Consider the following 16386-nt stretch of genomic DNA (forward strand, 5'->3'; position numbering starts at 1 on the left):
AGACGACTCAATTACGGCGCACTTATGGCTCACTTTTTAATTGCAGATGATCACCCTTTATTCCGTGAGGCCCTTATTGGTGCCTTGCGTTTGCAATTTGCTGACTTAGAAGTGGCCGAGTCGGATTCGTTAGAATCTACTATTCAACAAATTGATCAAAATCCAGATCTTGATTTGGTGCTATTAGACTTACACATGCCGGGCAGTGGTGATCTGTACGGCATTATTCGTATTCGCGAAGACTTCCCTGACATTCCTGTAGCCGTTATTTCTGGCTCTGAACAAGTTGATGTTATTTCAAAAGTAATGGGCTTTGGTGCTATGGGATTTATTCCTAAATCATCGCCGTCGGCGCAAATTGCTAATGCTATAAACTGCATTTTAGAGGGCGATAGCTGGTTACCTGAAGGCATGGCTGGAAAAATTAAAGCATTGAGCAAGGACGATCTTGATTTAGCCAATCGGGTTGCTGAGCTCACACCGCAACAATACAAAGTGCTCTACTTATTGCACGAAGGTTTGCTTAACAAACAAATTGCCTATGAGTTGCAGGTAACGGAAGCGACCATCAAAGCACACATTACCGCAATATTCCGCAAGCTCGGCATTAACAGCCGTACTCAGGCCGTATTGCTCGCAGAGAAACTCCAACTAACTCCTGCTGAGCCAGCATAGCTTGCTACACAGTTATTCTACGTCCCGTTGCGCTTTTTGAATAAGACTTTTTAACCAAGACTTTAACGGCGCTGGTTTTAACGGCTTTAACATGTACCTTACGCCAAATGCATCGCACTGTGCTTTTAACTCTTCGTCTTTCATCGCCGTAACTAACGCAGCTGGAATGGCATCTTGAAAGTGAGAACGAATTGACTGAATAAGCTCTAAACCGGTTATGTTAGATGGCACTAGCTGATAGTCCACCAGCAATACATCGGGCTTAGTACAGCTTGGGTTTGTGCTATCTGGTGCGCAACTGGCTAAAAAGTCACTTACTTGCTCAACACTAGAAAAACACAAACACTGACATTGCCATTTCTCGAGTAAGGTTTTAGTGGCGTCTAGATTTTGAATTTCATCGTCAATACAAATAACGTTAAGTTGATTAAACTGGCTCGACTCCAATTGTTCAAACTGATTATTTTGTATCGTTAGGCTTTCTGATCCTAACGGCACGGTCACACCAAAACACGAGCCTTTACCTAACTTTGATTTCATTTTTATTGGGCATTTTAATTGCGAACTCATGCGTTCAACAACACTAAGCCCTAACCCGAGTCCTTTGGCGCTGCCACTATGAGTTCGATAAAAGGCGTCAAATACGCGGTCGTGCTCGGCTTTTGAAATTCCTTCGCCTGTATCCCATACTTCAATTCGAATACCTTCACCGGCCTTACGCAGCCCAACTAATACCTTACCTGTTTCTGTGTACTTAACAGCATTTGATAAGAAGTTTTGTAAAATACGACGCAAGTAGGTTGCATCGCAATGAACGGTAACATCTTGCCAATGCTGAACAAACTCTAGGTTTTTTGCTTTACATTGGGCGGAAATTTCATCACACAATTGTGCCAATATAGTACTTAGCTTAAAGTGGCTCAGGCTTGGTTTAAGCGCACCTTGTTCTAATTTTGAAATCTCCAATAGAGTGGATAACAAGTCTTCCATTGCCGATAGTGACTGATCAACTTTATTTAATGTGCCCTCCTGTTCTGCATTTAGTGCATCTTCACTTAATGACGACAAGTACAAACGAGCTGCATTGAGGGGTTGCAAAACATCGTGGCTAGCCAGTGCTAAAAACCTCGATTTAGACGCATTAGCATCGTCCGCTTCTTGTTTGGCTTTTTTTAGCTCTTCGGCAATTTCACTAATTTCGTTAACGCGTCGTTGAACGGTATCCGTTAAATTAATGTTGGCATCTTTTAGAGCCTTTTCGGTTTCAACAAAACTAGTAATATCGTTAAAACTCGTAACAAATCCGCCCGTTGGTAAAGGGTTACCGACCATCTCAATCACTTTACCGTCGGTTCTTCTGCGAATAAAGGTGTGACTCTTGCCACTTTTAAGGTGCGATAGACGTTTATTGACTAAGTCTTCAAGTTCGCCATGTCCACATTCGCCTCGCTCGGCATTAAAACGAATCAACTCTTTAATTGGTAAGCCAACTTGCACCATATGATCAGGATACTCAAACAGCTCTAAATATCTTTTATTCCATGCCACCAAGTTCAAATTAGCGTCTACCACACTGACGCCTTGGCTAAGATTCTCAAGAGAGCTAAATAAGATTGCTTGGTTGTTTTTTAACGCTTGGGTAGTGTCATCAAAGAAGTTAACCACATCTTCCACATCAAGTTGTTTGCCGGACAGTACAATATTTACCAGTGACTGGGCCGATGACGCACCTAGAACACCTCCGAGCATACGCTCACAATAGTTCACAAATTGATGTGTTAAGTCGTCATCTTCGTTCAAGTTAAGTCGATGCTCTTGCTCGTACTCAACAAAAAGTTGCGCACTGCGTTCGCTACCTAAAAACGTCATAAGTAAGTCTTGTAGGTCTTTTACTCTGGCTTGAGTGTGACGTAATTTTTGGCCTGACAAATCAGCACGCGTATTTGGATAAACAAATGCAGTGGCTTGAATTTTATCAATAAGTCGTTCGTTCGCGAGCAACGAAAAGATGTAATAACCTACGCTATTGGCAATAAGTGAGATGATGACACCTTGGCTAATCACCGAGCTGTGACTACCAGGATCTGTGGAAGATGCTAGTGGCATTAACAAGAACATAAGCCAAGTTAAAAAGCCCATCAGCAAACCTGCGTATACACCATTGGCATGGCCTTTTCGCCAATATAAACCGCCTATTATTGGTGGCAGTAATTGAATGACTAATGAAAAAGCAATCAGCCCAATACTATGCAATGACGTTTGTTTTGCCCAAACAAAGTAATAAGCAAATGATAAAAACAATATTGCGCCAATGGTCACCTGACGAAGTTGGACGATACGATGCTGATATTTTCCTTCAGCTAGTATTTTTTGCTGTTCACGCTTTAATACCAACGGCATAAATACATCGTTGGTGATCATGGTACTCAGGGTGAGCGTAGCAACGATGATCATTGCGCTTGCTGCAGATATACCGCCAATAAATACCAACAACGTTGCCCATTGGTTGTTTACAAACATTGGCATCTGCATGGTAAATATGTCTTTGCTAACGCCACTATCCGCTAGAAAGTGATGCCCCGCTATTGCAATAGGAACAATCGCAACAATGGTTAACAGCAGATATAGCGGAAACAACCAACGTGCGGTACTAAGGTTTCTTTTGTCTGAGTTATCCACCACCATGACATGAAATTGTCTGGGCAAGCAGAGAATGGCTGCAGCTGCCATAAAGGTTTGCACAATAAAATCCGTTGACGTCATGGTTGACCATTGCCACTGGCTCGTTGAAACGGTAATGCCTTCAGACACCGAATCACTGAGCAATGTCACAGCAATTGAAGCAGAAATAATTAAGCCCAGTAGTTTAAACATAGACTCAAAGGCAATCGCAAAAATAAGTCCCGAGCGATATTCGGTGACATCGGCTTTTCGCGCACCATATAAAATGGCAAACAATGCGATAACAAAGGTCGCCACGAGTGCGGAAGTCGCTTGCTCGGATTCGATATTGGAAATAACTGAAAAGGCACTAAAACTAGCGTTAATGGCTTTAAGTTGCAGTGCTATGTAGGGAATGATCGCTAATGTGGCGATAATTGTCACAATGAGCGCCGTTTGTTGGCGCTTGCCGTAACGTGATGATATGAAGTCGGCAACTGAGGTTACATTTTGCTTTTTACTTACAGTAACCAGCTTAGCGAGTATTGGATAACCAAAGGTAAATAATAAAATGGGGCCGAGTAAAATAGGCAGGAATTGCCAACCATCTGTAGACGCGGTCCCAACAGCACCAAAATACGTCCAACTGGTGCAATAAATACCTAACGCCAAACTATAGATAACCGGATGGTGCGTCACTTTTTGAGATAACGCGCCACCTTTATCGCCCCAACGTGCAAGCATGAACATAATGCCGACATAAATAATTGAGACGGCAAAAATAGCAAAGGTCATACTGTTTCCTTGATGATTGTTATTGTCCTACTCACGTTTATACCACCACATCTTTAAGGGTAAGCGACGCTAAGTCCCGCTCTGACATCATGGCTAAATAAAGCTCGGCTGTTGCCACCGCATCACCTAATGCATTATGCGCATTGTGATTTGGCAAATAATAACGCTGTCGTAAGTTACTTAGCGTAAGGTCACGAGGTTCAATAATAAAGCCTTTTTTACGCAGCGACTCGTTGGCCAATAACAAGGTGTCTATCATTGGGAATTGCGGTTTTATGCCATAAAGCACCCAACAGGCTTGAGTTAAAAAAGCTCGTTCAATTTTATTAAAATGCACCAACATCACTTTCCCTGCAATTGCCAATAGCAGTTCATTAACAACAACGTCTAGCGACTTGCCGGCTTGGCTTTCTTGTTCTGTAATTTGATGCACACAAACATTATCATTTTCCAGCTGTTGCTCAACATCAATAACTTGGTGATAGTGTTTTGCTAACAATATCTGCTTACCTATAACATCAACACAGCCGACGCTAAGTAGTTTGTCCCTTTGAGGGTGCAGACCCGTTGTTTCAAAATCCACCGACACGATAGGTAAAGTGCCAAGTGGCGTTGATAAGTCAGGCAACGGTGTTGATAAATAGGCTCGAATCCCAGCGTATAAGTCAGGCTCAAAATCTATTAAATCCTGATGTGGCTTAGATTCATCTAAGACAGTTTGAAACTGATTTTTCATTGCAATCCTATGATTTTCATACTGATACTTTTTTGGTGAAAACCACTTGGATAATATGCTCATTAATAAACTACCTGTCTTGCATCTTGCAGATCTTTTATTACTTTAAACGCGTCTTTTAAGTAACTACGTTGCAGTCTGGAAATGTCTTTAGGTGATAAAAAGTTGCTTGGTTTTTTGTTGTCTTGTATTTGTTGAGCGTTCAACTCTAAACGCAATTGAATTAAAAACTCATAAGCCGCAATTAAGCTTCGGCCTGCAGGTTTTGACAAAATACTAGTTCCAGAAGCTAACTTTAATCGCTCTAATGTTGAGTTATTTGGTAAACCTAATGCTAAAGCGTAAATTCTAGCTAAATCGACAATTGGCGCAATTGCATTGTGTTTTAAGTCCATAGTGGACTTGTTTTCACCCGAAGAGATCAAAACAAAGTCTCTAAAAAAACCAAGAGGCGGTTTATTTGCTACGGCGTTACGACTTAGATGCGCAATGAATAGCGTATTTTGTTTAGTTGCTGATAAAACTTTATTTTTGATATTTTTCAGTAAGTGCTTTTCACCATAAATAGCCTCCAAATCAAAGAACACACTACTGTTCAATAAGGCTTGTGGACTAGGTGTCGAAACCCATTGATTAAAATAGCTTTGCCACTTTGACTCACTCTGACACCATTTGGCATTGCTCGCCATAATATCACCGGGACAATAAACAAAACCGCAGTCGTTTAAGCCATCACAGACCCAGTTGGCTAATGTTGCAAAATAGTGTTTGTCTGAATCCGTTGCTCCGTCACCGTATATTAAGGCATTGTCTTGATCGGAAAACGCCAGCTGCTCTCCCCTAGCTTGCGAACCAGCGCATAACCAGGCAAACGGAACCGTTGGCTTGTCGAGGTTAGACAATTCCAGTTCGCCAAGCTGTATTAATCTAACCGTAATGGCTTTTGAAAGCGCCGTTATACTTTTTGCGATAGGAGCCGCGGAAATGCCTAATTTTGTTAAGTTAATTTGTAACTGTGGTAGCAACTGCGCAATTTGCGCAAGTTCGTTTGTTGATCCCGCTTTACGTATTGCACTTGTTAAATGCGCGGCATTTTGCCCTTCTTTATGCATTAAGTCGGTGAGTGTTAACATACCGTATAAATCATTATTTTTAGTGACCGGCAAATGATGAATACCCTTATCTATCATGACCAGTAAAGCATCAAAGGCGATTTGATCCGCTTCTATCGTTGCCATTTTTTGGGTCATGATATTGCTGATGGGCAATTGAGGATCTAAGGCTAAGGCCACACAGCGTGCTCTAATATCTTTATCGGTGACTATACCTAGATGCATGGCGCCATTGACCACTACTAAACTAGAGTACCCAAGTTCTGTCATCTTAATTGCTGCGTTCTGAATGGACTCATTTTGCTCGATTGTCGCCACTGGACATTTGGCAAAGTCTTGTACCGTCATGTTATTGAGTGGAGAGCGCTCCACTTCGCTCAATTGCTGAGAAATAAGTGAGTCGTGTATGCGCTGTTCTGGGGCTTTTAACCAATGCGCTAAAATTTCTGGATAGTCCTTTAACTGCAGCTGCAATTTTTGAATATTGGCAAGATAAACAAGAGCGTCTTCTTCGACTTCAAGCTCACTCGCTGAAGCCATGCTATCTATAACAATAACGTCGCCATCACTATATTTGGCTATTACTTGGTTATTGTTGTGCTGTGCAATAACGCCTTTTTTAATAATTAACATGACCGGCTGCTCTTGCACTAAGGTCGTTTCACACGTTTCTTGATGTCGAAGATAACTAATAGAAAAACAAGCAACCAGGTCACCCAGTACGGATTTCGGCAAAGGTTCGAATGCAGGAATGGCAGCGATAAACGCGATTTGCTCGGTCAATTCTGTATTCATGGCATCCTTTTTCACTTATTTTATTTTTTTCACCCTACTGTTTTAGGCGCTTTCAAGCCGAAATGCAACGAATAACCGAGGGTCTTAGACTAAAGTTTAATACCTTTGTTGAACCCCTTCTTGCTAAGTTAGGCTCAGTCATTTGTATATCGATTAGATGTCAAACAGCAATTGGGTGGACGACGGTTGATGTACAAATTCTAACTTTGTTTAACAAAGATTAATTTGGAGCATGTCGTGGAACATAAAACAACATATTGGCAGGAAAATCTGCGCTTAATATTTATATGCCTCATCATATGGTTTGTTGTCTCATATGGATTTGGCATTTTGCTGGTTGAACAACTCAACGAATTTAGACTTGGTGGTTACAAACTTGGATTTTGGTTTGCTCAGCAAGGGTCTATTTACACATTTGTTGGTTTGATTTTTTGGTATACAAGACAAATGAATAAGCTTGATGCCAAGTACAAGGTGGAGGACGAATAATGGAAGAATTAAAACTCTATACCTACATTGCGGTTTTTGGGTCTTTTGCCCTTTATTTCGCAATTGCATGGTGGGCTCGTGCGGGTTCAACTAGTGACTTTTATGTAGCTGGCGGCGGCGTAACTCCACTTCAAAACGGCATGGCAATTGGTGCTGACTGGATGAGTGCTGCGTCATTTATATCTATGGCTGGCTTAATTGCCTTTTTAGGATACGGCGGCTCAGTATTTTTAATGGGTTGGACCGGTGGTTATGTATTGTTAGCCATGCTTCTTGCTCCATACATGAGAAAACACGGTAAGTTTACCGTACCAGAGTTTATTGCTGACCGTTACTATTCAAGAACCGCACGCATTGTTGCTGTTGTTTGTTTAATTGTAGCGTCGCTTACTTATATCATTGGTCAAATGAAAGGCGTTGGCGTTGCTTTCTCTCGCTTCTTAGAAGTTGATTACGACCTCGGCTTATACATTGGTATGGGTGTTGTTTGGGTTTATGCCGTGCTTGGTGGCATGAAAGGCATTACCTACACGCAAATTGCACAATACTGTGTGCTGATTTTTGCTTACACTATTCCTGCCGTGTTTATTTCATTGCAACTGACTGGTAATCCAATTCCGCAGCTTGGTTTAGGTAGTACCTTGGCCGATGGCAGTGGCATGTATTTATTAGACAAACTTGATTTAGTGGTCACTGATTTAGGCTTTAAAGAATACACCACGGATAATATGGGCGGTACATTAAACATGTTCGCTTACACCTTATCGTTAATGATTGGTACAGCCGGTTTACCGCACGTAATTATGCGATTCTTTACGGTGCCTTCTGTGAAAGCAGCACGTTCATCTGCAGGTTACGCGTTAGTATTTATCGCTCTGTTATACACAGTAGCGCCTGCTGTTGGTGCAATGGCTCGCCTTAACCTTATGAATACTGTAGAGCCCGTTGCTGGTCAAAACCTAGAGTATGCTGAGCGTCCTCAGTGGTTTAAAGATTGGGAAAAAACAGGTCTATTACAGTTCGAAGATAAGAACGGCGACGGTAAAATCCAATACACAGCAAATGCTGAAACTAATGAAATGACTAAAGTTGATCGTGACATTATGGTATTGGCGAACCCTGCTATAGCAAACCTACCTAACTGGGTGATTGCCCTGGTGGCCGCAGGTGGTATTGCAGCGGCACTATCAACCGCCGCTGGTTTATTGTTGGCAATATCCTCCTCTGTTTCCCATGACTTAATGAAAGGGGTGTTAACTCCTAATATTTCTGAAAAAGACGAACTCATGGCCGGACGAGTAGTAATGACCATTTCCATTATTGTTGCAGGTTACCTTGGTTTAAATCCGCCTGGCTTTGCCGCAGGTACCGTTGCGTTGGCCTTTGGTTTAGCTGCATCAAGTTTATTCCCGGCATTAATGATGGGTATATTCTCTAAAAAAATGAGTGGCACCGCTGCAGTAGCAGGTATGTGTGCAGGTTTAGGCGTGACTATGTTGTATGTATTCCAACATAAAGGATTCATGTTTATACCGGGCACTTCATTCTTAGGTGGCATGGAAGAAAACTGGTTCTTAGGTATTTCGCCTAATGCCTTTGGTGCTGTAGGCGCTATTGTGAACTTCGCAGTTGCATTTATCATGCTTAAGTTTACCGGACCTGCACCACAAGAAATCCAAGACATGGTAGATAACTTCCGTGTCCCTCATGGAGCTGGACAAGCGCACGCACATTAAACATGTGTTTTACCCTTTGGCTTCCCATTTGGATTTACACTTGGGAAGCCTTTTTTCTGGTAAATTGAGTTATTTAGTTATTTAGTTATTTAGTTATTTAGTTATTTAGTTATTTAGTTATTGAGTAAACGACTCAAACAAAGCAACCGAGGTTTAACATGAATAAACACACAAAAATGGCTTTATACGTAGCGCCTTTTTTAATATTGGGTGGTTATATTTTGTCTGATATGTGGGTAGAAAGTCAGGCTGCCAAAGACAAAGTTGTGATCATGCAGCAGCAAGGTATATGCGATGTTCTAGAGCAAATCTGTGTTTTAGAAGCGGGTGATTTACAATTAAACATTTACGATAAAAATGGCGAAACCTACGTAAACTCTACTTTTGCATTAGATGCAGCCACTTTATTTATTGTTAATGATAACGGTGACGCCATTGAATATTCATTAGCACAAGTGGACAACGCTTTTTATTGGAAGCTTTCCACACCTATTCGAGCGCAATTAACTAATCCTGGTGATTCAAGAACTATGCGTGTAATCGCTCAAATAAAAGGTGGAAAATATATTAGCGAATTTGTGACTAAACGAACGTAATGCAGCCTAAGTCTTAGCTTACAGCTGCATTGTTAGTTCAGGCCTCTTTAATTCCAGCTATTACTGCTGTTCATTTACTAACAGCACTTTGTATAAATCTTCACGGCGATCTTTTAAGTTTCGTACCGTACCCTCACTGTGCAATACCTTTAATTTGTCCATATCTAAGTCACTAAACAGCAGCATTTCTGTATTCGGCGTTGCTTCATTTAATGTTGCATCATGTGGAAACGAAAAGTCCGACGGTGTTAGTACCGCAGATTGTGAATATTGCACATCAAGGCTTTCAACCTCTGGTAAATTACCCACTGAGCCTGCGATTACAACATAACATTCATTTTCAATGGCTCGAGCTTGCGCGCAATGACGTACTCTTAAGTAACTGTTTTTTGTATCTGTCCAAAATGGCACAAATAAAATATCCAAGCCTTGTTTGGCTAGGATTCTTGACAGCTCAGGGAACTCAACGTCATAACAAATTTGTATTCCTACACGTCCTGCATCAGTATCAAATACGGCAATTTTATCACCGCCTTGAATAACCCAATCGTTTTGTTCATGAGGCGTTATATGAATTTTTCTTTGCTCGTCTATTTTTCCGCTTCGATGACACAAATAACTAACGTTATAAATCTTGTCACCTTCAGCCAGAGGCATTGAGCCGGTAATAATATTGGCGTTGTACTCGATTGCCATACGCGACATGGCGTTTTTAAATGTTTCTGTATATTCAGCTAAATAACGAATAGCTTCTGTTTGATTACTTTGTTCGGTTAAGCCCATTAGTGGCGCATTAAAAAATTCTGGAAATAGAATAAAGTCACTTTGGTAATCTGATACCGTATCAACAAAATATTCCACCTGTTTCAACAATTCTTCAACTGACTCAACACAACGCATTTGCCATTGAACAGCTCCAACACGAACAATAGATTTAGTGGACTCAAGCACAGTATCGGTCGGCTCAAACATTATGTTGTTCCACTCTAATAAAGTGGCATAACCGACTGAGCCCTGATCTTCAGGCAAGTACTTTTTAAGTAAACGTTTTACTTGGAAATCATTGGATAGCTGAAAGCTCAAAATAGGGTCGTATAATTCTTTGTGATCTACTTTTTCAATGTATTCCGTTGGTGACATTTCATCACTGTAGTTATGATAAAGCGGAATTCGACCGCCTGCTAAAATCGCTCTTAAATTGTATTGTCTGCACAGCTCTTTCCTTGCATCGTATAATCGTCGGCCTAGTCGCATGCCTCGGTGTGTAGGTGATATAACAACATCAAGGCCGTATAACGCATCACCTTCCTCATCGGAGTAAACGCGGTCATGACCATCAACAATATCCTCATAGGTATGTGGGTTTGAAAAACGTGAGTAATCAACTTGCACGCTCAATGCAATCCCAACTAACACACCATCATCAACAATTCCGATTTGCCCTTCTGGGAACTGATCTATTAATCTAAAAATAGTGTGAGACGGCCATGCTCCGCCAAGGTCTGGGTAAGCTCGATCCATTAAGGTCTTAATTTCCGGGTATTGCCCTTTAGTAAGGTTACAGATCTCTAAATGCGTTTTTTCCACAGACATACCTACTCCAATTATTAAAATATCTTTGCATTAACACGTTCAAATACTTAAACGCATTTATTTTAGTTCAATAACAACCGTTGTTATTCATAAAACCATTGTACCCAATTAAAATACAACCTGTTGAAAACCCTAGGTTTATTGTCGGCTATTTTTACACCAATGAAAACAAATCAAATAAAAAACATTTAAATCAACAACTTAACGGTTGGCTTTATTTTTGCTTTGTCGCAACTAGATACATCATATTTTAAAACTCTAATAAGGACATCTTTTGAATGAAGTTTATTAAAACGTTATTTTGCGCTGTGGTGGTATTTCTTGCACTATCGCAAGAATCCAAGGCTGACGTAATATTAACCGGCATGGGCGGTGAATTAGGGCTTGGCGTGCAAGCGTTACCTCTTGTTGATGACGGCTCTAGCAATGAATTAAACCTACCTTTTAATGTTAATTTTTTTAACAATTCGTATAACACATTTTTTGTGAACTCTAACGGTAACCTAACTTTTGGTAATGGTTATAGAGACTACACTCCAGAAAGTTTTGAAACCGTTTCTGCTCCTATGATTGCACCTTATTGGGGTGATGTGGATGTATCTTGTGGTTCGGAAGAAAACCCTAGTTGCGGAAATATTTATGTTGGATCGCCAGAAGAAGGCGTTACAGCGGTAACTTGGTATGACGTTGCTGAGTTCGGGAATTCAGGATCTGGTGAACGTAATACGTTCCAAGCAGTACTCATTGATCGTTCTGGTGACACCGGTGTAGACGGCGACTTTGATATTGAATTTCGTTACCAGCAATTAGAGTGGGCCGATAGTGCGCAAGCCGGTTTTGCGGCGGGCAACGGTTTTAATGGCGGTGGCCCAGGCGATGGTTGTGAAATCGACTGTGAATGTCCGGGTGGAGACTGTGAGTGTCCAAATGGCGATTGTGAATGCCCTATTGAAGAATGTGGCCCTGTAAATTTTCCACAAAGCATCCCGACTCCTCAAGTGGCAGAATTAGCGTCTAGCGAACTTGCTGTTGAAGATATTGAGTCGGTAAATTACTACTCACTTCCAGGTGCATTAACGCAAGACGTTGTTGAGTTGGCTAACACTTCAAATACTGGTCAAGACGGTATTTGGACGTTTTCATTCCGTGATGGAACGTTTTTAGAACCTGGCCAAACTCCGTCAAACCCAATTATGCCAATTTCTGAGGGTGAAAATGGTTGGGGATTTGATTTCGACGTAGACTTTGGTGAAATCGTATTTATCGACCCTGATGTTGCTGTTGGTTATGACTACTTTGTTGATAACGGTTCTAGCTTTGCTTCTGTCATTTTACCTAGCGGTTTTAATGCAAACTACGAATTATGGCTATTGGTTAATGGCGTGTGGGAATTCTCTGCTTTCCTAAACGCAGACGAGCAGTATTTCTTTGGTGGAACAGGTGTTACTGAATTCCGTATTTTAGGTATTGATATCTCAAATATGGTTGACCCAACAGACTCAAATGCATTTGTTACCGGCCTTACATTTACTGGTTCGGGTAATCAACAAATCCGCCAAGTTCCTATCACTGAGTTTGTGGCAGATGCCACCGATGTAAGTGAGCCTAGCCCGTTACTACTGTTACTTCTTGGCTGTGGTTTTCTTGCACTACAACGTAAGAAAAAGGTAAAAGCGGCGTAAACGCTAAATATCTTTTAAACAAATACTTTTTTAAAGGGACTTCGGTCCCTTTTTTGTTGCCAATTTTTCTACAATTTCATGATCAACTTGCTTTAAAGAATGCAAGTTAGTGTTAGAAATGATAAAAACGACAGATACTCTACGCTGCTATTATTCTTTTTAAAAAATTTGTTGGCGTACTATAAATTTTAATAACAACAAAATATTATTCTCCTGAGGTTCAATATGAAAACCCAACTTAAGCAAATAGCGTTAACTGCCATCGCTGCTAGTTTGTTAGTGGCCTGCTCTAAAACACCATCTGACTCTGACGTTAACTCGAACGGCCAGCAAACTGTTGAATATATTGGTGAGCAGTCACGACTCGATATATACCACCCCGTTGAGCTAACTGCTGATTTAAGCCACTTAAGTCAAAAACAACAAGAGATGCTGGGAGTTCTTATTGATGCATCTGAAATTATGGACGATTTATTTTGGTTACAAGCCTTTGGTGAAGACAAAACTGAGTTTTTAGACAAGATTAAAGATCCTAAAGTACGTGCATTCGCAGAAATTAACTACGGCCCATGGGATCGATTAAACGGCGACAAATTATTTTTATCTGGCTACCAAGAAAAGTCTCCTGGCGCAGAGTTTTATCCTGCGGATATGACCAAATCTGAGTTTGAGAAGCTAGAGCTTGATAATAAAGATGGTTTGTATTCAGTGATTAAACGCAACAAAAAAGGCAAATTAGAAATCGCACCTTATCATCAAGAATATCAAGGTGAAATGCGCCGTGCGGCTTCTTTGTTAATTACCGCAGCATCTTATGCAGAAGACGAGGAGTTTAAAAACTACCTTACTATGCGTGCTGAAGCATTAGTAACCGACGAATATCAAGCATCAGACTTTGCTTGGATGGACATGAAGAACAACCCAATTGATGTTGTTATTGGACCTATTGAAACTTATGAAGACCAGCTGTTTGGTTATCGCGCGGCATTTGAGTCTTATGTATTGGTAAAAGACATGAGCTGGAGCGAGCGATTAGCGAAATACGCAGCCTACTTACCAGAATTACAACAAGGCTTGCCAGTTCCTGCAAAATATAAAGCAGAAACGCCGGGATCAGATGCCGACTTAAACGCCTATGACGTTATTTATTACGCGGGCCATTCGAACGCCGGTAGCAAAACCATTGCGATTAATTTACCAAACGATGAAGAAGTACAACTTCAAAAAGGCACGCGACGCTTACAGCTTAAAAATGCCATGCAAGCTAAGTTTGATCACATATTAGTACCAATTGCAGAGCAATTAATTGTGCCTGAGCAACGTAAAAATGTCACTTTTACTGCGTTTTTTGCCAATACTATGTTCCACGAAGTAGCTCATGGTTTAGGCATCAAACAGGTCGTTGGTTCTGATCAAACTGTACGTGGCGCGTTAAAAGAACACGCTTCAGCACTTGAAGAAGGCAAAGCGGATATTTTAGGTCTGTATATGATCCGTCAGCTACTTGAAAAAGGTGCGATTGACGAGGGTACGCTTGAAGACTATTACACGACATTCATGGCCGGTATATTCCGCTCTGTTCGTTTTGGCGCATCAAGTGCCCATGGTAAAGCCAACATGGTTCGCTTTAACTACTTTAAAGAGCAAGGTGCTTTTAGCCGTGATGAGCAAGGCTTTTATAGCGTTGATATCGACAAAATGAAAGCAGCCATTGATGGATTATCTAACATCATCTTAAAACTTCAAGGTGATGGTGATTATGACGGCGTTGCTAAATTAGTAGCCGAAAAAGGACTAATTAACGCAGACCTAAAAGCTGATTTAGCAAAACTGACTAAGGCAAACATACCTGTGGATATTACCTTTAAACAAGGTAAGCAAGTGTTAGGCTTATAAACACACCGTTTAGTGTCAGTTATTTTTACAATAGCTGACACTTTATAAATTTTATCAAACACTTATGTGTGGTCATTTAAAATTAAAAACACTCTCTATGGTAATAATATAGGGCGATTGGCCATAGCAGTGTAATTAGTTCTACTGCACCCCATATATATGGCGTAAAGCTTGCTTGTTGAAAGTAGAACTCAAATTTCATTTAAAAGGACTTTTTCCATATGAAAAATAAATCCCTTTCTTTAATCGCAGGTTTAATGATTGGCTTATCGCCATTCGTTTCAAATGCAGACCCTATTCTTACCGGTTTCAACGACGTAGGTATTGATGCTAATTCAACTACATACGGCAGTGAAATAATTAATCAATATCATGACATTAGCGGCTTATTTTTTGGTACTAAAACCTTTAAATATCAAGACACATTAATCAATACGGCCTCAGTATCAAAAGATGGTTATGTAAGTGCTGTTCAAAGTGAAATTCCAGTCCTTCTGGATAGCCCGCTTGACTTTGCAATTGGTGGCCCTAGTGACTTTGGTATATTAGCGCCATTCACTAGTTCTGTGGATCTTAGTTGCGATGACTGCGGTTCTGTTTATTTTGGAATAAGCGACGACTATTCTACTATTGCCTATACTTGGGATGGTGTTGCTGAAGCAGGCAGTGAGAGCCAAGCACGAAATACTTTCCAGTTAGTTATTATCGACCGTACAGATCCAAGTAACGTTACAGAATGGTTCAATGATAGACCCGTTGCGACGGACTATGATATTGAGTTCAGATACGGACAATTAGAATGGGACGGTTCACTAGGTAGTGCTGAAGACATCGGCGTTGCTGGCATTATTACTGAAATAGACGGCGTTGAGCAGAGCACTTTGTTGCCTAAATCAGGCACTGTAGGTGTGACAGAAGAGTTAACCACTGGCTCAAACATTGGCGAAGCGGGTGTTTGGCGTTTTAGCTATACAAATGGACAACTTACAAACTCTTTAGATAACGTACTTGCTGAAGAACCGCCGGTTCCTCAAGATCCAACAAGCACAGGAACTGGTTCTGGTACAAGCGATGACCCGTTTATGCCTGTGGAAGGCGTGTCTGATTTACCAGGCTGGTTCTTCGATTTAGTGGTAGTGCCTGAACAAGTGGTGTTTATTGATCCGGATGTTGCTGTTGGTTATGACTACTATTCGGATTCTGGTATTAATTTCTATTCTGTAGTTCTACCTACTGGATTTGACGACAACTTGTTTGAATTGTGGTTAATGACTGCCAATGGCTGGGTTTTCGATCAAATACTTACCGGTGGTGTTGAGCACGTTTTTGCACAAGGTGGCGTGTCTTCATTCCGTATTTTAGGTATTGATGTTGACGCGATGCTAGACCCGAATGATCCAGTCGCATTTGTTACTGGTGTTTCTTTTGTTGGTGATCCAACTGGTGCTCCTGTAAATACACAAGTTAGACAGGTAGCAATTACTGAATTTGTTGATGATTCTGTCACCTCAGTAAATGAACCAAACGGTTTAGCTTTAATGTTAATTGCAATGGGTGGCTTAGTTTTAGTTGCTCGTCGTAAGAAAAAGCTTCTGTAACACCAGCGCATTTCTATAAGTA

11 protein-coding genes are annotated in these 16386 nt (G+C 40.9%); 7 read left to right on the top strand and 4 right to left on the bottom strand.

Annotated features, from left to right (window positions below):
• Positions 1 to 24 precede the first annotated feature (24 nt).
• On the top strand, positions 25 to 675 hold the full coding sequence (locus ACZ1GV_RS11435) for a response regulator transcription factor (protein ID WP_472674273.1): 651 nt from the start codon (positions 25 to 27) through the stop codon (positions 673 to 675).
• Positions 676 to 687: 12 nt separating this feature from the next.
• Here ACZ1GV_RS11435 and ACZ1GV_RS11440 read toward each other — a convergent pair whose 3' ends face one another.
• The 3 genes from ACZ1GV_RS11440 to ACZ1GV_RS11450 all read right to left on the bottom strand — a co-directional run bounded on the left by ACZ1GV_RS11440 (position 688) and on the right by ACZ1GV_RS11450 (position 6774).
• Entirely contained in the window at positions 688 to 4131 is a 3444-nt protein-coding gene (locus ACZ1GV_RS11440) for a PAS domain-containing hybrid sensor histidine kinase/response regulator (protein WP_472674274.1), read from the bottom strand.
• Positions 4132 to 4168: 37 nt separating this feature from the next.
• Entirely contained in the window at positions 4169 to 4867 is a 699-nt protein-coding gene (locus tag ACZ1GV_RS11445) for an exonuclease domain-containing protein (protein WP_472674275.1), read from the bottom strand.
• A 62-nt stretch (positions 4868 to 4929) separates the two neighbouring features.
• A complete protein-coding gene (locus ACZ1GV_RS11450; RefSeq protein ID WP_472674276.1) occupies positions 4930 to 6774 on the bottom strand; it encodes a putative nucleotidyltransferase substrate binding domain-containing protein in 1845 nt (614 codons plus the stop codon).
• A 237-nt stretch (positions 6775 to 7011) separates the two neighbouring features.
• Here ACZ1GV_RS11450 and ACZ1GV_RS11455 point away from each other — a divergent pair, with 237 nt between their 5' ends.
• The 3 genes from ACZ1GV_RS11455 to ACZ1GV_RS11465 all read left to right on the top strand — a co-directional run bounded on the left by ACZ1GV_RS11455 (position 7012) and on the right by ACZ1GV_RS11465 (position 9595).
• Positions 7012 to 7263, top strand: coding sequence for a DUF4212 domain-containing protein (locus ACZ1GV_RS11455; protein ID WP_472674277.1), 252 nt, complete (start codon positions 7012 to 7014; stop codon positions 7261 to 7263).
• Complete coding sequence (locus ACZ1GV_RS11460) at positions 7263 to 8999, top strand: sodium:solute symporter family protein (protein ID WP_472674278.1); 1737 nt, start codon at positions 7263 to 7265, stop codon at positions 8997 to 8999. Before ACZ1GV_RS11455 ends, ACZ1GV_RS11460 begins: the two co-directional genes overlap by 1 nt.
• Positions 9000 to 9157: 158 nt before the next feature.
• A complete protein-coding gene (locus tag ACZ1GV_RS11465) occupies positions 9158 to 9595 on the top strand; it encodes a hypothetical protein (protein ID WP_472674279.1) in 438 nt (145 codons plus the stop codon).
• Between the two features lie 60 nt (positions 9596 to 9655).
• Here the strand turns inward: ACZ1GV_RS11465 and ACZ1GV_RS11470 are convergent, their stop codons facing one another.
• A complete protein-coding gene (locus tag ACZ1GV_RS11470; protein ID WP_472674280.1) occupies positions 9656 to 11188 on the bottom strand; it encodes a GNAT family N-acetyltransferase in 1533 nt (510 codons plus the stop codon).
• 278 nt (positions 11189 to 11466) lie between these two features.
• Between ACZ1GV_RS11470 and ACZ1GV_RS11475 the strand changes: the two genes are divergently transcribed.
• From ACZ1GV_RS11475 to ACZ1GV_RS11485, 3 genes are all read left to right on the top strand, one after another.
• Complete coding sequence (locus ACZ1GV_RS11475; RefSeq protein WP_472674281.1) at positions 11467 to 12870, top strand: nidogen-like domain-containing protein; 1404 nt, start codon at positions 11467 to 11469, stop codon at positions 12868 to 12870.
• Positions 12871 to 13095: 225 nt separating this feature from the next.
• Positions 13096 to 14766 (top strand): dipeptidyl-peptidase 3 family protein, encoded by a 1671-nt coding sequence (locus ACZ1GV_RS11480; protein WP_472674282.1) that lies wholly within the window; start codon positions 13096 to 13098, stop codon positions 14764 to 14766.
• Positions 14767 to 14987: 221 nt separating this feature from the next.
• On the top strand, positions 14988 to 16364 hold the full coding sequence (locus tag ACZ1GV_RS11485; RefSeq protein WP_472674283.1) for a nidogen-like domain-containing protein: 1377 nt from the start codon (positions 14988 to 14990) through the stop codon (positions 16362 to 16364).
• Positions 16365 to 16386: the final 22 nt, after the last annotated feature.

The sequence above is a fragment of the Psychrosphaera sp. HA2-10 genome (genome assembly GCF_055693745.1).